This window comes from Paenibacillus sp. Soil750 (genome assembly GCF_001428045.1).
GTDB lineage: Bacteria > Bacillota > Bacilli > Paenibacillales > NBRC-103111 > Paenibacillus_E > Paenibacillus_E allorhizoplanae.
In genome coordinates, this window is record NZ_LMSD01000004.1 from 111,341 (window position 1) to 129,923 (window position 18,583).

17 protein-coding genes and 1 pseudogene are annotated in these 18,583 nt (G+C 48.4%); 10 read left to right on the forward strand and 8 right to left on the reverse strand.

Going from position 1 to position 18,583, the window contains the following annotated elements:
• Nucleotides 1-288: 288 nt before the first annotated feature.
• From ASL11_RS05835 to ASL11_RS37975, 4 genes and pseudogenes are all read right to left on the reverse strand, one after another.
• Entirely contained in the window at nt 289-1,026 is a 738-nt protein-coding gene (locus ASL11_RS05835; protein ID WP_056610947.1) for an S-layer homology domain-containing protein, read from the reverse strand.
• The gene (locus tag ASL11_RS05840; protein WP_056610950.1) at nt 1,023-1,670 is read right to left on the reverse strand and encodes a hypothetical protein; all 648 of its coding nucleotides are present in this window, start codon (nt 1,668-1,670) and stop codon (nt 1,023-1,025) included. The genes ASL11_RS05835 and ASL11_RS05840 overlap by 4 nt, the downstream gene beginning before the upstream one ends.
• Nucleotides 1,671-1,755: 85 nt before the next feature.
• Nucleotides 1,756-2,070: a YiaA/YiaB family inner membrane protein gene (locus ASL11_RS37970; RefSeq protein WP_235550400.1), complete on the reverse strand. Its 315-nt coding sequence runs from the start codon at nt 2,068-2,070 to the stop codon at nt 1,756-1,758.
• Nucleotides 2,047-2,226 (reverse strand): annotated as a pseudogene (locus ASL11_RS37975) (YiaA/YiaB family inner membrane protein); the annotation flags it as partial. The pseudogene ASL11_RS37975 and the gene ASL11_RS37970, both read right to left, overlap by 24 nt.
• Nucleotides 2,227-2,507: 281 nt before the next feature.
• Between ASL11_RS37975 and ASL11_RS05850 the strand changes: the two are divergent.
• The 7 genes from ASL11_RS05850 to ASL11_RS05885 all read left to right on the forward strand — a co-directional run bounded on the left by ASL11_RS05850 (nt 2,508) and on the right by ASL11_RS05885 (nt 12,753).
• Complete coding sequence (locus ASL11_RS05850; protein ID WP_063795483.1) at nt 2,508-3,089, forward strand: TetR/AcrR family transcriptional regulator; 582 nt, start codon at nt 2,508-2,510, stop codon at nt 3,087-3,089.
• Nucleotides 3,090-3,149: 60 nt separating this feature from the next.
• Complete coding sequence (locus ASL11_RS05855) at nt 3,150-5,078, forward strand: alpha/beta fold hydrolase (RefSeq protein WP_056610951.1); 1,929 nt, start codon at nt 3,150-3,152, stop codon at nt 5,076-5,078.
• Nucleotides 5,079-5,908: 830 nt separating this feature from the next.
• Nucleotides 5,909-7,198 (forward strand): glycoside hydrolase family 18 protein, encoded by a 1,290-nt coding sequence (locus ASL11_RS05865; RefSeq protein ID WP_056610957.1) that lies wholly within the window; start codon nt 5,909-5,911, stop codon nt 7,196-7,198.
• A 186-nt stretch (nt 7,199-7,384) separates the two neighbouring features.
• Nucleotides 7,385-9,985, forward strand: coding sequence for an Ig-like domain-containing protein (locus tag ASL11_RS05870; RefSeq protein WP_056610960.1), 2,601 nt, complete (start codon nt 7,385-7,387; stop codon nt 9,983-9,985).
• 167 nt (nt 9,986-10,152) lie between these two features.
• On the forward strand, nt 10,153-10,557 hold the full coding sequence (locus ASL11_RS05875) for a hypothetical protein (protein ID WP_056610963.1): 405 nt from the start codon (nt 10,153-10,155) through the stop codon (nt 10,555-10,557).
• A gap of 146 nt (nt 10,558-10,703) precedes the next feature.
• Entirely contained in the window at nt 10,704-11,834 is a 1,131-nt protein-coding gene (locus tag ASL11_RS05880; RefSeq protein WP_056610966.1) for a carbohydrate kinase, read from the forward strand.
• A 4-nt stretch (nt 11,835-11,838) separates the two neighbouring features.
• Nucleotides 11,839-12,753, forward strand: coding sequence for a pseudouridine-5'-phosphate glycosidase (locus ASL11_RS05885; protein ID WP_056610970.1), 915 nt, complete (start codon nt 11,839-11,841; stop codon nt 12,751-12,753).
• Nucleotides 12,754-12,814: 61 nt separating this feature from the next.
• On the opposite strand, the gene ASL11_RS37390 is transcribed toward ASL11_RS05885, so the two are convergent.
• Nucleotides 12,815-13,153: a hypothetical protein gene (locus ASL11_RS37390; RefSeq protein ID WP_235550403.1), complete on the reverse strand. Its 339-nt coding sequence runs from the start codon at nt 13,151-13,153 to the stop codon at nt 12,815-12,817.
• Between ASL11_RS37390 and ASL11_RS35655 the strand changes: the two genes are divergently transcribed.
• Nucleotides 13,070-13,351 carry a sensor histidine kinase gene (locus tag ASL11_RS35655; protein ID WP_235550401.1) on the forward strand — a complete coding sequence of 94 codons (282 nt, stop codon included), beginning with the start codon at nt 13,070-13,072 and terminating at the stop codon, nt 13,349-13,351. The two genes, ASL11_RS37390 and ASL11_RS35655, sit on opposite strands and share 84 nt — an antisense overlap.
• Here ASL11_RS35655 and ASL11_RS05900 read toward each other — a convergent pair whose 3' ends face one another.
• From ASL11_RS05900 to ASL11_RS05910, 3 genes are all read right to left on the reverse strand, one after another.
• Complete coding sequence (locus ASL11_RS05900; RefSeq protein ID WP_056610978.1) at nt 13,352-13,939, reverse strand: nitroreductase family protein; 588 nt, start codon at nt 13,937-13,939, stop codon at nt 13,352-13,354.
• Between the two features lie 458 nt (nt 13,940-14,397).
• A complete protein-coding gene (locus ASL11_RS05905; RefSeq protein ID WP_056610981.1) occupies nt 14,398-15,624 on the reverse strand; it encodes an MFS transporter in 1,227 nt (408 codons plus the stop codon).
• A 105-nt stretch (nt 15,625-15,729) separates the two neighbouring features.
• Nucleotides 15,730-16,446, reverse strand: coding sequence for a FadR/GntR family transcriptional regulator (locus ASL11_RS05910; protein WP_056610984.1), 717 nt, complete (start codon nt 16,444-16,446; stop codon nt 15,730-15,732).
• Between the two features lie 228 nt (nt 16,447-16,674).
• Here ASL11_RS05910 and ASL11_RS05915 point away from each other — a divergent pair, with 228 nt between their 5' ends.
• Nucleotides 16,675-18,042 (forward strand): S-layer homology domain-containing protein, encoded by a 1,368-nt coding sequence (locus ASL11_RS05915; protein WP_056610987.1) that lies wholly within the window; start codon nt 16,675-16,677, stop codon nt 18,040-18,042.
• A 118-nt stretch (nt 18,043-18,160) separates the two neighbouring features.
• The gene (locus ASL11_RS05920; protein WP_056610990.1) at nt 18,161-18,556 is read left to right on the forward strand and encodes a hypothetical protein; all 396 of its coding nucleotides are present in this window, start codon (nt 18,161-18,163) and stop codon (nt 18,554-18,556) included.
• Nucleotides 18,557-18,583: the final 27 nt, after the last annotated feature.

Consider the following 18,583-nt stretch of genomic DNA (forward strand, 5'->3'; position numbering starts at 1 on the left):
TTTTTGGATTTGAGTCACTGAAACGTATGAACCTTGCTCCCCCGATGAAATAACTGGATTTTCTGTAGCTAATTTCATGGTAAATGCTCATTTCATTGGTATAAATGGATAAAATGAAGCTAATTTAGTCGCATCAGTCCGAAATCAGCGAATACGGTAATTTTAACTGTATATCTTCCATCTATTCGTCTAAATTAACTGATTTGAAGAAAATTAGCTGTAGTTTTTGCAGTTAAGTACCTCGTCGTGCGGGATTATTCGACACATCGCGGCCTACTTCGATCGCGCCTATTTCAATGCATCGCGGATCGCATCTTCGATCTGATCCATCGGGTCGCTGCTCGGCGCCTTGTAAAGTCCGCTAGCTACAGCTGCGCCTACGCTCACTGCCTTGTCATCCTCGACCAGCTTCTGCAGCAGCGTGCGCGCGCTGCCCTTGAGCTTGGTCTGGATGGCGCGATACGCCACCGCGACCATCTCGTCGCGGCGGAACACAGCGCCTTGCGCGATCAGCTGCGCCTCACTCGCGCTGAGCAGACCGCTTGTCGCCGCAAGCTCGCTAGCCGTCTGCGGCTCTGCCTCTGCATAGCCGAGGGCGCGCAGCGTCAGCGCCAAGAACTGCTCGCCGGTGATGCTCGCATCCGGCGCAAAGTGCACGTCGCTCACACCGTGCACCAACGTTTTACTAAACGCGAAGCCGACGGACTTCGCGGCCCAGTGCGTCGCCGGCACATCCGTGAACGGTGAACTCAGCCCTTGCGTATTCGCGGCGGCGGTCTCCCAGCCGAACAGACGCAGCAGCATCGTGGCGCCTTGCGCCCGTGTTAGCGTCTGCTCGAGATCGTAGCCGCGATCTGTGCCTTGGAACAGCTGCAGCTTGTTCAAGCTGTCGGCCTCCGCCGTGTGCTTCACCCCAGCGTCCGCTGCCAAAGCTCCTGCGGCAAGCAGCGTGGATAGAAGCACAGTTCCAACCACTGTCATAGCCAACTTCTTGACCATAAATGCCTTGCGTAAGGATCCCATCATCGCTGCACCGCCTGATTCGCGCCTTTATGACGAAGCGTGGAGAGATCAATCACGTAGGAAGTCTCCGTTAGCCTTTGAAAAAAGGGATCTACCGAACCCATCAAATCCCATTTAAAGCTGATGGCAAAATCCATTGGATTCCCATAATCATCCCATTTGCGCGTCAGTCTAATCGTTTTCCAACCATCGGAGTAGTCCTTTACGACGCTTTTATCGGTTAGCTTTTTTCCTGTAACGAACTCGGTGTTCTGCCCTCTTACTTGGTTATTCAAGTTGTAAATAGGACCCCCACCATTAGATAAACCACGCGCAATATTCACGCCATCCGTAACGCTAATGAACTCCTCTGTGAAGGAGTAGCCCGTCGGCATCGTCAACTTAACCACACCATACAACACTTGCAATGGCTTAGCCGAGTCATTGTAAACTGCATCGTAGACTGACTTGGATACCGATGGTTTCCCCACCATTGCTTGCGGATATGCAGTAAATTCGGCCGCATACTGTACCTGAATATCCTGCATCTCATACGTAATACTGCCGGGCTTAGTGACGACTTGCTCAGCCCCCCACACAGGAACTGTAAAGCCAAGACAGCCTATTAGCATAAACACAGAGATTACTTTACTTATTTTCCTAATCATACCAAATCCCTCCCAACTCATAGATTACTAGATGAGCGGGAGGTTGGCAATATGTCATAAGCTATAGGCAATTAGCAAATGAAGACTACTCTTCTACTTTAATTTCATTTGAATGAAAAGGTGTATTTACAGTAGAAGTCAGCGCATCGTCATCGTTATTATCACGGACTGTTTTTTGCAGAACAAACGAGGACATGGTCAGGAACAAAGCCGTGACGGCGTAGTACCCTTTGACCGAAAGAATCTGATCGAGATTAATGATGCCGATGAACATGCCTAGCAAAGCTAAGGCAAACGAGCTCCATGCTAGGAATGTAAAAGCCGATGTATTCCGTTTGCGAGATTCGTATCCATCCTCCAAATTATCACGAATGACCTTCTGCAGCACGAACGCCGACATGGTAAGAAAAAGTGCGCACACGGCGAAATACCCCTTCACACTAAGCGATTCTTCAAGTGTATATATCCCAATAAACATTGCTACGAAAGCTCCAATAAAGGACGCCCACGCCATAAAAGTAAACGCTGTTGTATTCCGTTTCCGCTGATTCATCATGTTAAAATCCCCCTATCGTTGCCAAGCAACGTTATGAATGACTTGCTCTTGATACTGAGTATATGGTGCCGCGCCTTTTCCAAATAGTACTATTTTTAAGTAGTACCTGATCCTAAGACTAAACCTAAAGTCTACTTATACACACACAGCTACCAACACCCCTCCAGCCCTCGTTTCACCTGCTGTAAGCGTGAAAAACATCACTACAGCTCGACCAACACCTCGCCTACACAACATGGAACGATTTGACATCGACTTTTTAGTACTGTATAGTACTATTCATGATAAAAACAAAAAAAATAACCAATCGTGATGTTGTACTTCTCACCGCCAGGAATCTCTTTCTGACTCAAGGCTATTTGGCGACGAGTATGGATGAAATCGTGATCACCAGCAAGGTGTCTAAGACGAATATTTACTATTATTTCAAAAGTAAGGAAGAGCTCTTATCCGCGATTCTCGATCAGCTTATTGGGGCTTATACACGGCAGATGCAAGAGATCGCAGCACGTTCAGACTTGTGTGTACAGGAGCGTTTCGATTTGTTCCTTCAAGGCATGGCAGGCCCAGAAACCAGCTTCTTAGCAGGCTGCCCCTTCCTCACCCTGTATACCCAAATGCCGCAGGAGGCGGACGAACTTAGGCGGAAAGTGGGGTTGTTTTTTCAGAATCAAATACGCCTAGTGGAAGATCTGCTCCTCGAAGGTGTGCGCAAAGGAGAGTACTCTTCTACTCTTTCTACAAAAGCTGTCGCAGGGCTCATCGTTTCAACCCTCGAAGGCGCTCTTTTTCTACAGCATGCGAATCAAGATCCAGCTTTACTGGGTCAAACACTTACTACTTTAGCCCAATTGCTAAAGTAATTTTTTTACTCATTATTAGTACTAAACAGTACTAGTCAACAAAAGATGGAGGTTATTCATTTGGCGCATATTTTTATGACTGGTGGTACAGGATTTATCGGGACCCACACGTTAGAGGAGATTTCCAAAGAGAATCACACGGTGTCTGTGCTCGTGCGATCAAGTTCGCGGTGGGAACAAATTTGTAAGGGGCTAGGTTGGTCAGACAGTGCTGATACAATCAAAAGTCGTATCCGCCCTGTCATTGGTGATTTGGGCATGCCCGGCCTTGGCTTGAGTCACTCTGACAGGGAAAAGGTTCTGACTGCAGATGTCATTATCCATGCGGGCGGACCGATGGACATTCGGATCAGCGAAGCGGAGGCACGCGTGGTTTTTCTGCAGGCTGCCGAGGAAATGCTTCGATTGGCTGCGGACATTCAGCTGCGCGGGGGATTAAAGCATTTCATCCATGTGGTCGGGTTCAAAAGCCCCTGGACAGACGAAAATAGGCACAACCCCGCTCCCGTCATCGCGCATTTAGAGGAAGGTCCGCCGTATGAGCTGATGAAGTGTCTTGCGGATTTGCGCATCCGGGAAGGCGCTCAGGAACTGGGATTCCCACTATCCATCGTTCATCCCAGCGTGGTCATCGGCAGCTCGCGGCATGGAGAAACGCCCCAAACCGGCGGTCTCGGTATTCTTGTTCGAGCTACGGCGCGCGGCTTGATGTCTATCGTACCTGGCGGTTCTACACATTGGTTGCCGCTTGTCCATGTCGATCATGTCGCCTCCTTCATCAACTTATTAACTAAAGAAGCCTCACCACCACCTACGCAAACGTACTATTTGCTAGACGATCCGAAGGTAGGCCATTCCATGCAAGAGCTAGTTTCCATGATCGCCAAAGAACTGCGCGTTCGTAAGCCTCATGGATCCATCTCGCCAAAGTGGCTCAGTAAGCTTTTAGATACATCGTTAGGACAAAAGTTAGGTATCCCCAAGGAATCCCTTGAATTTATCGTGAAAATGAACACCCCTTTTCCGATTGCACCGAAAGAAAGCTTGCTGCACAAGCATAAGCTCCCGAATAAGGTTCAGGATGAAATGCTGCCTTTTACGATGGCAGATCTTGATTTTCAGCTCGTACATGGGCATATGCCTACAGAGGGGTTTGTGCGAGGGAAGCGAGGTCCATTGGCTAGTCTGGAGCGAAGCGGAACAGGGCGGCGTACAACGGAAGTGAGTTCGATAAAGAGCGACACAGAACTACGACTGGCACAAAAGCCCCCCGTTAAGCAAAAAAACACCCTCCTCTTCGTGCACGGCACACTAAGCGGAGCAGATTGCCTGCTCCCTCTGGCAGCGCAGTTCCCAGAGCACGACGTCTGCCTGGTCGATCTGCCAGGCTTCGGGCGCTCGCCCTACCATCACGCTGCTGACGTGATGGAGGGCCATATCGCAGCGCTCGTCGAGGCGATCCGCGCCTTCGACAGCCCGGTCACGCTCGTTGGCCACTCGCTGGGCGGCCTCCTAGCCGCCCACGCTTACGCTCGCGTGCCGGAGCGGATCCACAGGCTGCATCTGCTGCAGCCTGCCCTGCAACCGGCCGCGCGCATGTACCGCAGCGCGCGCCTCAACCATCTCGCGCTGCGCCGGCTGCGCGAGAAAGACCTGCGGAAGCAGCTGCTGGCGCAGCGCTGCTTCGTGGACATAAGTGACATACCGACTTCGTATGTCACTTATGTCCTGCAAGAGCTGCAGTCGCCGCGTGTGCGGAAGACGACTGCTGAGACCCTCTCTGCGCTGGCACGCGCAGAGGGGTTCCCTCCGCAGCAGCAGGCGGAGCTGCTGCGGAAGGCTTCGATCCTGTGGGGCACACAGGATCGCGCCCTAGCTTGGGCGGAGGAGCTTCGCTCCGCCCGTACTATGGAGATCGAGGCGGCGCACCATTTCCCGATCTCGCATCCCGAGCTGACAGCCCAACTGCTACGGAAGCAAGGGCTGTAAGTAAGCTCTCCTACCTCATCGTCATCATTCGTATTTCATTCGTCTGCATCTTTCATTCGTCATCATTCATCTTCCATCCCTCTCTCCCTACACGCCCCCCTCCTCGACTCTTCCCCTTTATGAGTAGTGGGTAATTAGGACAGTAATGTGGAGTTAAGAGTGTAATGAGAATAATTGGAGAGTAGTAAGGATAAGAAGAATGTGGGTAAAAGTGGAGTAATGTAGTAGGTCCTCTACCCATTCAAAAAATGCAAAAGAGCACTTTTCGAATGGGTTCCTCCCTCCATTATTGAAAATGGATGCAAATAGACATCAATTTGGAGTGATCTCAGGAGATTATCGTGAAATACGTTACAAAGGTTGCCTATTTGCACGCATTTACTACTTTCGACCATAAATTCGTAGAAAAGGTTGTATTTTTGCATTTTTGAGAAAGGGAAGAGGAATTGAAGAGAGTAAGCATCCCGCCCACGCCAGCAATATCTCATCTGCCGAAATGCCACCTGATTACCTAATCTGACTACATTGCCCCTACGCGGGGTCCGCAGAGGCGAGCTCTTTATCTTTTTCCCCTAAGTTTCCCCAAGACATTCACCTAAAGCCTACCGGCGGAATAACATATGAGAAAACCTTTGACGAGGTCATTCCAGGGATGAGCGATCACGGTTAAGAGGTTAGTTTTATCGAAAAGCAGGCTCGGATACAGTCATTTCCGACTCCCCATTTCCTGAGCCTCCCACTTTGGGTGTCTCAGTTGCGCTTTAGTGAGTTTCAGCCACTGAGACTACCATGTAGGCGGCTCGGTCATTTTTTTCAAGGAGGCATCATCTATGCAAATTCACGTTGTCCAGAAAGGGCAAACGTTGTATCGTATTTCGCAAACCTACGGCGTCTCGGTCGAGGAGGTTGCAGAGGCGAATGAGTTAACCCCCTCTCAAACGTTAGTCATCGGACAGGCATTAGTCATTCCGATTGTTGGCTCCTACTATTGGGTACAGCCTGGTGAGGGCCTTTATCGAATCGCACAAAAGCTCGGCATTGACCTAGACGCACTAGCTTCTGCCAATGGACTTACGCTATATCAAACATTACCCAGCGGTTTCCGATTATATATCCCCCCTACCCCACGCAAACAAGCCGAAGTCAATGCCTATATCGAACCTAGAGGGACGGATGTGTCACCTGTTCTCGTTCAAGCTGCCCGCGAAGCCGCACCTCACTTGACCTATTTAGCTCCCTTCAGCTTCCGCATTAACCGAGATGGGACCTTGGTCAATCCGCCACTTAACGATTTGCGAGAAATCGCTCGGCAACATGGCGTCACCCTCATGATGGTAGTCACCAACCTCGAGAATGATCAATTCAGCGCAGAACTGGGGCACGTGATCCTAACGGACGAAGCTGTTCAAAATCGTTTGCTCGATACCATCGAGACGACAGCGGATAAGCTTGGATTTAAAGATATTCATTTTGACATTGAACATCTGCTGCCCGCGGATCGGGAGGCTTACAACAAATTCCTGCGCAAAGCGGTAGATCGCTTTCATCGGAAAGGCTATCTCGTATCCACTGCACTCGCGCCAAAAACAAGTGCAACACAAGCTGGAGCTTGGTACGAAGCTCATGACTATAAAGCCCATGGCCAGATTGTCGATTTTGTCATCATCATGACCTATGAGTGGGGCTACAGCGGCGGACCGCCTATGGCCGTTTCTCCTATTGGACCTGTTCGCAAAGTGTTGGAGTATGCACGCAGTGAAATGCCTTCTTCCAAAATCATGATGGGTCAAAATTTGTACGGTTACGACTGGACGCTGCCCTTTGTCCAAGGAGGCGCCTACGCCAAAGCAATTTCGCCGCAGGCAGCCATTGATCTAGCCCGCAAGTATAATGCGCAAATTTTATATGACTACACGGCACAAGCGCCGCATTTTAACTATTGGGATGACGCGGGTAAGGAGCATACCGTCTGGTTCGAGGACGCTCGCTCTATTCAAGCTAAGTTTCGTTTGATCGAAGAGCTCGGACTTCGCGGCATCAGTTATTGGAAGCTTGGACTCAAATTCCCGCAGAACTGGCTGCTGCTTGAAGATAATTTCAAAATTGTGAAACGCGGTTAACGCATTGAGCCCCCTCCCCGCAGGCGCGTGTAGATGGTGGGGTTCTCTTTTTCGACATAATCAACAAAATCTCAACAAATTAATTAACCATTTCCCTTCATTTTCCGCGATGAAATGCCGATGAAAATAGATATCTATTTTCAGCAAGCAGATTCTAGCAACAGCTTTAATGGAGGGAAATGAAGCATGAAGTGGTTTTCTCAAAGTAAATGGTTGTCCCTAGTCATCATTTTCATTGTTGCAAGTCAGGCAATTTTCACAGGAAGTGCTTTCGCCGCGAATGACATTTCGAAGTTGGTTCTGAATAAAAATGAGCTTAACTTGCAGGTTGGCGATACAGCTAATCTGACAGCAACGGCCGTTTTCACAAGTGGCTCCACGGAGAATGCAACGGTCAAAACCGATTGGAACTCCGGCACGACCGATGTAGCAACTGTCTACGCGGGTGTCGTGACAGCCAAAAAAGAAGGTAAGGCCGTCATTACAGCCACCTATCTTGGGGAGACTGTCATCGTTAACGTAACGGTTACGAAAAAAGTAAAATCGTTAACCACCGATAAGCAAGCCCTTGATCTTCGTCTCAATGGAACGAGCCAAGTGCTGATAACAGCTTATTATGACGACGGTACTTCTGCAGATGTAACAAGTAAAGCAGACTACACAGTCGCATCCAGCTCCGTCGCTACGGTGACGAATGGTCTAGTTAAAGGACAAAACCCGGGAAGCACGACCATCACGGTAACTCATATGAATCAATCGATCGTTTTGGATGTCGATGTCGAGGTTGTACGTCGTCTTGATGCAGAGAAATCCAATGTTTCCTTACTTCTGAAGGGGACTTCCGTGCTTGAATTAACGGCGACATACCCGGATGGCACCAAAGATAACGTAGCTGCGAAAGCGGTATGGACATCAGACAAGCCAGAGGTAGCAGATGCCCTTAAAGGCACAATCACCGGATACAGTGTAGGGAAAGCAACTTTAACTGCTACCTATGGTACCAAATCAACGACAATTACGGTTGATGTAGATAGCACGTTGAAACTTGAGTTAGATAAACAAAGCATTTTGTTAAAGAAAAATGGGACAGGCACGTTAAAGCTTAACGCTACCTATCCAACAAGCACTACACCTACGGATATTTCAGATCGTGCAGAATGGACTTCCAGCGATGAGAGTATCGTTTCTGTAACCAAAGGCAAGCTCATTGGTAACGCAATTGGCGAAGCAACGATCTCTGCGAAGTATGGAGATAAAACAGTCACAGCCAAAGTTGACGTTGAAGTTCCGCGTCGTTTGGTCGTGAGCAGCGAACTCGTTATCTTGAAAACAGCTGAAACACAGCAACTCGAGTTATTTGCAACCTATGCCGATGGCACAACAGACAATCTCGTAAAAGATAGAGCCGTATGGAGCGTAGATAATGAAGATATCGCTACGGTAACGAATGGACTTATCAAAACGTATAAAGCTGGTGTTGCTAATGTAACTGCTACTTATGGCGGCAAAACGACGACAACCCAAGTCGAAGTTGACGTCCCTAACAACATCACACTAGACAAGAAAATAGTTAATATGCAAGTCGGAGACTCTACCACGGTCACAATGACTGCAAATTTCAAAGGCCGCACGGATGACGAACTAAATGACAAAACCAAATGGACATCAAGCAACAAAGATGTTGTTGAGGTTCGTGACGGTATCATAACGGGGATTGCTACGGGGGCTGCTACGGTAACTGCCGAATACGGTACACGTAAAGCAACTGTACAAGTTTCGGTAGGCGAGTTGAAGACTCTTACGATTAGCCAAGAGAAATTAACCATGAAAAAGGGTGAAACGGCAACCCTTACTGCAGAAGCCGTGTATACCGATGATACCAAGAAACCTGTAACCTCTGATGTTATTTGGACAAGCAGTAATGTTAAAGCTGCTACTGTTGACAAGGGTGTCGTAAAAGCCATCGCGTCCGGCGAGACTACGATTACCGCTCAACTGGACAACAAAACAGTTACGATTCCAGTAAAAGTGGATATGGCAAGTGAGTTGAAAGCCAATGTAGCTAGCTTGGTTTTTGATTTAAATGAAACGAGATTGATCAAAATTACAGCAACAGATGACGACGGGGAAGATGTTTTAGTTACAACCGATGTCGAATGGAAGTCAAGCAATACAGGCATTGCTACCGTATCTAAGGGTCTTGTTACACCTGTTGCCCGCGGTAAAGCAACCATTACGGCAACTTATGGCGGTAAATCAATCTCTGTTCCCGTAGAAATAGGTGTGATTGATAGCTTAACAGCGAATAAATCCTTTTTTGTAACGAAAAGCGGATCTGAAACGCAACTGAAATTAACCGCAACTTTGTCCGATGGCTCAACGAAAGACGTCACGGATAGCGCAACTTGGAAAGTTTCTTCTTATAAACTTGGTACGATCGAAAAAGGACTTTTCACAGCAACAGCTTCAGGGAAAACAACCATTACTGGCTTCTTTGGAGGTAAAACTGTATCCATTCCTGTGGAAATCGACACCTTGAAATATTTGAAAACCAATGTCGTTAAGCTTACGCTGAAGGAAGGCGAAACAGCCAAAGTAGAAGCTCTAGCAACCTATACGGATGGATCCGAAGAAGATGTGACCAAGCCGGCACTCTGGACAACATCCAACATCATGACCGCAGACGTTAAGGATGGTACTATCAAAGCAACTGGTAAAGGGACTGCACGCATTACCGTTACTTTTGCCAACATGAAAACGACCGTTCAAGTGACGGTCACGAAGTAACCGTTCGTATAGAACCGTTACTCCTAGTTATCTAGGGGTAACGGTTTTTTCTTTTTATAGTGCCAAACGTCACGCCTACTCCTCCATGCATAACTTCTCATTCGTAGGGGAATATATGCTTACCTACTGAATGACCCCTATCTATTAAATACCTGGAGGTATGGATAATGGTTACCCGCTCTATCAAATTAGCTTCGATTTCTTTCCTTACTTTCTCTCTTCTGCTCGGGGCACATCAATATCGGCTGCATGCCCACGATCACAGTACACAGGCGTCACAGACCGAAAACCTGCAGCATTTAAAGCGGGGCTCTGCCACGATGTATCAAACCAATCCCTTTGGTATGCCAGGGGCGGAAACAAAATTACTTCCATCTAACAACTTGAATGGCTACGCTGCTGCTTATGGGATTACACCACCAACAGCGTTTAACGTTACAACCCTACAAGCTCAATCCGTCGCTGCTACGCCAAAAGATAAAACGAGACCTTGGTACAGCTACCTCGGTTTATTGGGCTTACTTGGTTTGCTCGGACTAGGGTCACGCTCCAACTCTTCGTATTCGAAATAGCTTTTGTTTGGGCCATGAAAGAAGCCTAGTTCCTGATTGGGGAACGGGCTTTTTGGTCTGTAATTATAAACATTTGTTTATGTAATAGACTTTTGTTTGGGGGTGCGTTAAAATAAGGAGAGAACGACGAAGGAGGAGAGCTTTGCATGGATCGTGAACAGCAAATCCTAGCGCTTATCCGTCAAAATCCATTCATTTCCCAGCATGAAATGGCCGGTATCATCGGGATCTCCCGCTCCGCTGTTGCTGGTTATATTGCCTCTTTGACCAAAAAGGGAACGATTCGCGGCAGAGCCTACGTCACCTCGGATGAACACATGATTTACTGCATCGGCGGAGCCAATCTCGACAGTAAAGCCACTAGCAAGCATGCGGTCCGCCTAGCTTCCTCTAACCCTGTAACAGTAACCGAGTCTTGTGGCGGCGTTGCTCGCAACATCGCTGAGGCTTTAGCTGGATTAGCTTGTCAAACATCGCTCCTAACTGTGGTTGGAGATGACAAAGCAGGCCAGTGGGTGCTTGAGGAAACGAGGCGCCGAGGCGTCGATGTCAGCCAAGCCATTGTACTGAGTGGCGAGAATACGGGGTCATACACCGCACTCCTCGATATTTCGGGGGAGATGTTTCTCGCTTTTGCCAATATGGACATCTACGATAAATTCTCACCAGCGATGCTTCGGGATAGATGGTCCCATATTGCCGCTGCCAAGCTCGTGATTGCAGATACGAATCTACCGAGCGACACCTTGGAGGAGCTGATTCGTCGGTGTCAGGAGGAGAGTATCCCCCTCTTCATTGATCCTGTCTCCTCGGAGAAATCTAAGAAACTTCCGACAGATCTGTCTGGTGTAACGGCTATTTTCCCGAATTTAGAAGAGGCCATTCAACTAACCGACACACCACTCTCCATGAATCAAGACGTCATTGATATGTTCTATGTAGAACCTGATCACAGCAAAATTGCTAATACTATTCGAGACCGCGGCGTGAAGCATGTTTTCATTACACTCGGTTGCCGAGGGGTTTATTATGCGGGGGAAGAAGGCGAACGTTTCTTTCCACCAATTCCAACCCAGGTTGTCGAGGTTACGGGCGCAGGCGATGCTTTCTTAGCAGGTATTGTCTATGGCGTTAGCCATCAACAATCGTATTTGAAATCCTGTGAATTCGGTCTTGCTGCTGCACACATTACGCTTCAAACTAGTCAATCCACATCCAGTGAACTGAACGAGGAGCGCTTACAACTTACGATTAACACCATGACTAAAGGAGACTAAACCCATGTTATCTAACTCATATTTAACTTTTACCGATGAAGTGAAGGAAGCTCTCGCGAATAATAAACCGATCGTAGCGCTGGAAACAACCATTATTTCTCATGGCATGCCCTACCCGCAAAATATTGAAATGGCGAAAAAAGTGGAGCAAATTATCCGCGATAACGGTGCGGTTCCAGCAACAATCGGCATCATGGATGGTAAAATCAAGATTGGCTTAAACGAGGAGGAGCTCGAGGCTTTTGCAACGAATGGCCATGTGGAAAAAGTAAGCCGCCGCGACTTCCCGTACATCCTCTCCTCTGGCAAAATCGGCGCGACCACAGTGTCTGCGACGATGATCGGCGCTGCCCTTGCTGGCATCGAAGTGTTCGCTACCGGTGGCATTGGCGGTGTCCACCGTGAAGGAGAAAGCTCCATGGACATCTCCGCTGATTTGACGGAGCTGGCAGCGACCAACGTCGCTGTCGTCTGCGCTGGCGTGAAATCGATCCTGGACATTGGACGTACGCTCGAGTACTTGGAAACCCACGGGGTGCCCGTGGTTGGTTACCAAACGAGCGAGTTCCCGTCCTTCTACGCCCGCGAAAGTGGCTATGGCGTAGACTTCCGCCTCGATGAGGCAGCTGACGTGGCCGCTATGCTCCGTACGAAGTGGGAGCTAGGCCTAAACGGCGGCGCCGTCATCGCCAACCCGGTCCCAGCGGAATCCGCTATGGACCATGTTGAGATCGAGGCCGTCATCCAGCAGGCGCTGAATGAGGCCAAAGAGCAGAACGTGACCGGGAAGAAGGTCACGCCTTTCTTGCTAGCGCGGATTAAGCAGCTGACAGAGGGGCGCAGCCTGGAGACGAACATCGCGCTCGTTTATCACAACGCGCAGACCGCCGCAAGGATTGCGGTTGCGCTGAAGAACTAATATAGACTCGCTCCCCATGTGGGGGCGAGTTTTTTGTAGCCATAGGATCATAAGAAGCTGATTAGGCTGCAACAGCCTGCTTCTTCTTTTTCCAAGGCCGGAACACCGAAATACAAAGGATAAACACCGTGACAGCTACCTGCACATAGATCGCATATTGACGCAGCGTCTGATTATGCAGAAACTCAGGATTAGTCAATGCCAGTGCTTTCTCTGTCTCTAAGAGAGTCATATTAGCCAGCATCAACTTATCCACAAGACCCAAGTGTTCTATAATCTGCTGACCAATGCCATTCGGTATACGGAGAGAGGTGAGATCGAAGTCCTTATAGAAAGGCAAGGCGACCAGCATCTTCGTGTCTCCGTTCGCGATACAGGCATGGGCATCGATGCCGCGCATCTGCCCTTCCTATTCGAGCGTTTTTACCGGATGGATGAAGCGCGTGCCCGTAACAGCGGCGGTATGGGGCTTGGTCTGGCTATCGCCAAACAATTGATTTTGGCCCATGAAGGGACCATCGAAGTGAGCAGTCGGCTGGGGGAAGGCTCTGTATTCACAGTTACACTTCCCTTCAACAAGCATGCTGCTTCAGAGTAGTTACTCCGTTACCCATTGGGTTTTTAAGGCAAAAGGAACACGCGCTGCCTTCGTTGGAATGACTTCTGGGTAACCAATATAAACAAATCCGACCATCTCTTCTTTGCCTGAGAGACCGAAGTTCTCTTGCATTTTCGGATGATACGTGGGATCGCCAGTCCGCCAGATCGTGCCTAAGCCAAGGGCATGTGCAGCTAGCATCATATTCTGTACGGCGCAGTGAACAGCCGCATATTCCTCTATCACGGGTACGACTGGCTTCTCCGCCGGCGAAACAGCTACTGCAATTACGAGCGGAGCTCGCATGGCTTTTTTCTCATTGGTGCTGCGCAGCTGCTCTTCTTCTTCCTCAGTCAGCGCAGCATCTGCGCCTGACTTCGCTTCTGCAATGGCGACTTCGGCATAGCCACGACCCAGCAGCTTTCTACCCTCGCCCGACATCACCCAGAACCGCCAAGGTTCCGTATTCGCGTGATTCGGTGCCCAGACAGCAGCTTCCAAAATCTCTTCAATCAATGCGTGCTCGATGGGATCTTGCTTGAGTTTCCCAATACTGCGCCGCTGGCGAATCGCTTCTTTCACATCCATGCTTCCCACTCCCCATTCGGTTGAATATTATTTGTAGCCGCTCGGCATTGACCGCGCAATCGCGCCTATCCGGCGGTGTGACCGGCGTTAACACCGCATAAGATTCTATCTACATTTAAATGTACATGTTCCCCCACGTATTTTCAATTTTTATTGAATACTCGCCCGCCTTTCCGTGCAAATACAAAAAAGAATCCAACGAGCCTAACCTCGTTGGATTCTTTTTAGAAATCTTCTATGTGTGCCAAACCTTATTTATCTTTTTTAGCGTGTGAACCGTCGCAGTTGCCCTCACCGTTTTGTGTGTTTCCGCATGCACATTTACCCATAATCGCTACCTCCTCCAAATGTAATCTTGTTGGGTTTATTATATCCAACTCACTTACATTTGTAAAGTAGTTAATTAAAAGTTAGTAAATGAGGATAATTATCATTCTCAATGGAGCCCTACTTCGCGACTAGCTCGTCATATTTAGCTTTTTATCCGTAGGGAGAAAGGCTGCAAGCAATCCTAGCAACGGCAAATAGGCACAAAGCCGAATCACGAAGCCGATACTTGTCGCATCTGCCAACGTCCCCAGCACCGCTGAACCAATGCCGCCTAAGCCGAACGCCAGTCCGAAGAATAGTCCTGATACCGTCCCCACCTTACCAGGCAGCAGCTCCTGCGCATAGACCACGATTACGGAGAAGCCGGACAACAGAATGAAACCGATGCATGCACATAGAACCGCTGACCAGAACAAGTTCACAAATGGAAGCAGCAAAGAGAACGGCGCTGTTCCCAAGATGGAGAACCAGATCATATTTCGTCTACCGAATCGGTCCGCCAAGGGGCCGCCCATAAATGTCCCCACAGCCCCAGCTGCCAATAGAGTGAAAATAATGAGCTGCGCTTTCCCTGTCGTGACTCCAAAATGGTCCATTAAATAGAACGCGTAGAACCCTGTCATACTCGCCACATAAACGAATTTGGAGAAGAGCAGCATGATCAGAATACCTAGCGCGTAGGCGACTGTTTTCTTTGGCAAAGGCTTCTTCACGGAAGCTGTTTTACGAACAGCGGAACGTGCGACTAACGCGCCTTGGTACCATTTTGCCACAAATATCTGAACTACGATCCCCGCTGCCGCTGCAAAAGTAAACCAAATGATCCCGAACTGACCTAACGGTACGAAAAAAAGCGCTGTAAAAATAGGTGCCAACGCCTGGCCAATGTTCCCGCCTGTTTGGAAAATCGACTGCGCCAGCCCTCTACGAGGACCCGCAGCTAAGAATGCCACCCGAGAAGACTCTGGATGCAGCACGGATGATCCTAGGCCAACGAGAATTACGGCCATGATCACATGAGAGAACGTTCCTGCATAGGCCAGTACGACAATACCAAACAGCGAGAAAACCACGCCAATTGGCAGTAAATAGGGCTTCGGCCTCGCGTCCGTATACAACCCGATCAAGGGTTGGAATAAGGAAGCTGTCACGTTGAGCGTGAAGGCGATCCAGCCGATCTGTGTAAAGCTTAACTGCAAGGAGTCATGCAGAATTGGGAAGATTGCGGGAATAACCGATTGAATCGCATCATTTAATAAATGCACTAAGCTGATCGAAAATAAAATGGCATAGACCGTACGTGCCTGTGTCTGTGCTGAATTTGTAGCAGAAACTGTACCTGTTGCTGTTTGCATGAACATTACTCCTTATCATCATATCATCTGACGTTTTAAATCATGGGAAAGGCAAGGATAACTCCCGCTCCCATCTTCTTCATAATCTTACTCTTTACGTTTACTCTAATTGTCCTGCTGAAGAAACTTTTTGACCTGCTGAACGGTCTTCTCCAGATTCTGAAGTGTCCAATGCTCCGCAGCGGCAACATCCTTATCTCGGATCGCTTGATACAAATTCACATGAAAAAGATGATGGTGATCGTGAACCTGCTCATCCTTGACTAAATTCGTCAGAGCTTCCAACATGACTGCTGAAAATGAGCGATACAAATCGACAACAATGCTATTTTTGCTCGCGACCGCGATTGCCTGATGAAAAACCATGTCAGCAGCTAAATAGGCGTTCGTATCCCCTCGATCCAGCGCCTGCAACCGTTGATCCAACGCTTCACTCATCTGCGCCAAATCAGCTTCATCGCGACGTACTGCAGCAAGTCTGGATATTTCGAGTTCAAGCATTTTTCTGACTTCGTAGACTTCCAAAACTTCCGCCCGACGCAGTCGGTGAACTAGCGGTTCTTGCATCGCTGCATCGGAATGCCCCGTTAGAAAGGTACCAAATCCTTGCTTCTTCTCCAGCAATCCCGCATGCACAAGAACCCTCACAGCCTCACGAATGGTGGAGCGGCCAACGCCGAACTGTTCCATTAATTCCGGCTCCGTCGGAATCTTATCACCCATTTTCAGCTCGCCATCTGAAATTTTCTTCTGCAGCTGGGTCACAACATCATCCACTAGCTTGGGACGGCGGAGTGTTTGGAAAGAAACCTTCGCATTCATCTGATCATCTCCTGTATGGCGAGTATATCATAGATGCGAACTACTTTTCTATTCTTTACTTAAAATCCACATCAATTTAGCACTCTCTTATTAAGACTGCCAGAAATTTGACAATGACGTAGATGATCAGGCAAGCTATAGTTATAGCAACAAGACAAGCACGTGAAATACTAGATGACTAGATTGCTAGAAACACAAATACTCATTATACCAAGGGGGCCATCCTATATGACATTTAACAAAAAACTAACACTCATCTCCACGACTGCCATGGCATTTTCCTTATTCGCTTCTCTGACACTGGTTCAACCTGCCTCCGCTGCTGTTAAAACAAGCGCTGATTTTACAGATTTGGCTGGAAGCAACGCAGCTCTGAAAACGAAAATCGATCGGATGATCGCTGATGGTATTTTTGAAGGAGTCTCCGGTACAACTTTCGGAATCTCACAAAATATGACACGTGCTCAATTCGCTAAAGTAGCTACGAAAATCTACAATATCCCGGTTGATCTTACAATTAACGTCTCCAGCTTCACGGATGTTCATGCAGACGACGCGGCTAATGGTTGGGCGATTCCTTATATTGAAGCGGCCAAAAAAGCCGGTCTGATCGATGGCGTTACAGATACAACCTTCCAACCTGGCGAATCAGTTACCGCGGCTCAGTTGGATACCGTGCTCCTGAAAGGATTAGGAAAAACGGTTTCGATGGCAAGCTCACCTTGGTATACCGATGCGGTTAAACAGGCCACTGCGCTTGGTATTCATCCAACAAACAAAGCTGGCGATCAAGCTGCGACACGCGAGGATCTCGTAGTTAGCTCGTACGGGGCTCAAGATGCTTTCAACGCTCAGAAACCGCCAGTCGTAACACCGTCTAACCCAAGCAATGTTTCGGTTGTAGGTGATTACCATTTGGGCAGCGTTATTGATAGTGGATTAACTAGCTCCGCCACAGGTACCATCACAAAAACGATTGCTGAAGATCCTACGCTAAGCAAATTTGCAAAAGAGATCAAAATCAAATTAACAAACTCTGCTGGTGAAGAAATTGCGACTCCTGGCATTGTACAGTCTGTTGTCTCCTTAGATCCAAGCATTGCCAAAGTAGGCCTTACCTCGGATCATCATGCCTACGTGCTGGGTAACAAACCCGGAACTACGGACGTGAGTCTTATTGTGCAAGTTGGTAATGGGGAAGCCAAACAACTGCATGTTAGCGTAACTGTCGAAAGCACTTCTGTGAGTGTGAAGACATTGACAGCAGGGGAAACTTCTATTACTGAACCTATGGATGTTTCAGACATCGTGTATAAGGCTAATTTCAATGCATACACAGCCATGGATCTTACGGCTACAGATAACTATGGAAACAAATACGAAGACCTCGATATCTTTAATTATAATTTTGCTCTAGGCACTTTATTTATCACGAAGGATGTGCAAGGAGAAGCCGGCTCCACTGTTGGAACGGTATCGGTTGATCCTGATGGTACCGTGCATGTAACGGGTAACATAACCTCTTTTGAACTTACTGCCGTTTCTGCATCAGGCGTCAAAGTAACAAGCTATGTTACACTAACAACATCCAGATAAGTTGAGCGAAGACATCCAGCTCCCCGTTAGGGGAGCTTTTTTGTATGCGGACGCACACTAGCCCATCTCTTACATATATTGCTAGTGCTCATCATTTTACAGAAAGGGGTCGGTCTCGATGTACAACGACCCAACCTTTTACCCTTATCCTCCAGCTCAGTATCATCTGTATCCTCCTCATCCCTACCACTATGCACCTTACTGGGCGTGGGACCGCAACTTCCCCCCAGTCGATACCAAAATGCTGTCTAACTCCGTCGTTACCTCTGAACATCTGTTAAAGGAAGCCTCTATCGTCGTCAAAAAGCTCACAGACCCGGCAATCGCCCAGCAATTAATGACGAATGCCCAGAGTGGTAACCAAAAAGAAGTCGATCGCATCGTTAAAACCTTCGGTAGTGATTCCAACATTGAAACTAGCTACTCCCCCAGTGCCATACAATTCGTGGTTGGTCCCCGCATCACTGGCAATCCATGCTGCCGAGTCACACTCATGCTCAAATGGGGCGAATGAGCAAAAGAGCAACCCTTCCCGTACCAG

Excerpts from the sequence above, each read along its gene's own strand:
- ASL11_RS05835 (WP_056610947.1), bottom strand. The coding sequence starts at position 1,026 with ATGATGGGATCCTTACGCAAGGCATTTATGGTCAAGAAGTTGGCTATG.
- ASL11_RS05840 (WP_056610950.1), bottom strand. The coding sequence starts at position 1,670 with ATGATTAGGAAAATAAGTAAAGTAATCTCTGTGTTTATGCTAATAGGC.
- ASL11_RS37970 (WP_235550400.1), bottom strand. The coding sequence starts at position 2,070 with ATGTCGGCGTTCGTGCTGCAGAAGGTCATTCGTGATAATTTGGAGGAT.
- ASL11_RS05850 (WP_063795483.1), top strand. The coding sequence starts at position 2,508 with ATGATAAAAACAAAAAAAATAACCAATCGTGATGTTGTACTTCTCACC.
- ASL11_RS05865 (WP_056610957.1), top strand. The coding sequence starts at position 5,909 with ATGCAAATTCACGTTGTCCAGAAAGGGCAAACGTTGTATCGTATTTCG.
- ASL11_RS05870 (WP_056610960.1), top strand. The coding sequence starts at position 7,385 with ATGAAGTGGTTTTCTCAAAGTAAATGGTTGTCCCTAGTCATCATTTTC.
- ASL11_RS05875 (WP_056610963.1), top strand. The coding sequence starts at position 10,153 with ATGGTTACCCGCTCTATCAAATTAGCTTCGATTTCTTTCCTTACTTTC.
- ASL11_RS05880 (WP_056610966.1), top strand. The coding sequence starts at position 10,704 with ATGGATCGTGAACAGCAAATCCTAGCGCTTATCCGTCAAAATCCATTC.
- ASL11_RS05885 (WP_056610970.1), top strand. The coding sequence starts at position 11,839 with ATGTTATCTAACTCATATTTAACTTTTACCGATGAAGTGAAGGAAGCT.
- ASL11_RS37390 (WP_235550403.1), bottom strand. The coding sequence starts at position 13,153 with ATGCGCGGCATCGATGCCCATGCCTGTATCGCGAACGGAGACACGAAG.
- ASL11_RS05900 (WP_056610978.1), bottom strand. The coding sequence starts at position 13,939 with ATGGATGTGAAAGAAGCGATTCGCCAGCGGCGCAGTATTGGGAAACTC.
- ASL11_RS05905 (WP_056610981.1), bottom strand. The coding sequence starts at position 15,624 with ATGCAAACAGCAACAGGTACAGTTTCTGCTACAAATTCAGCACAGACA.
- ASL11_RS05910 (WP_056610984.1), bottom strand. The coding sequence starts at position 16,446 with ATGAATGCGAAGGTTTCTTTCCAAACACTCCGCCGTCCCAAGCTAGTG.
- ASL11_RS05915 (WP_056610987.1), top strand. The coding sequence starts at position 16,675 with ATGACATTTAACAAAAAACTAACACTCATCTCCACGACTGCCATGGCA.
- ASL11_RS05920 (WP_056610990.1), top strand. The coding sequence starts at position 18,161 with ATGTACAACGACCCAACCTTTTACCCTTATCCTCCAGCTCAGTATCAT.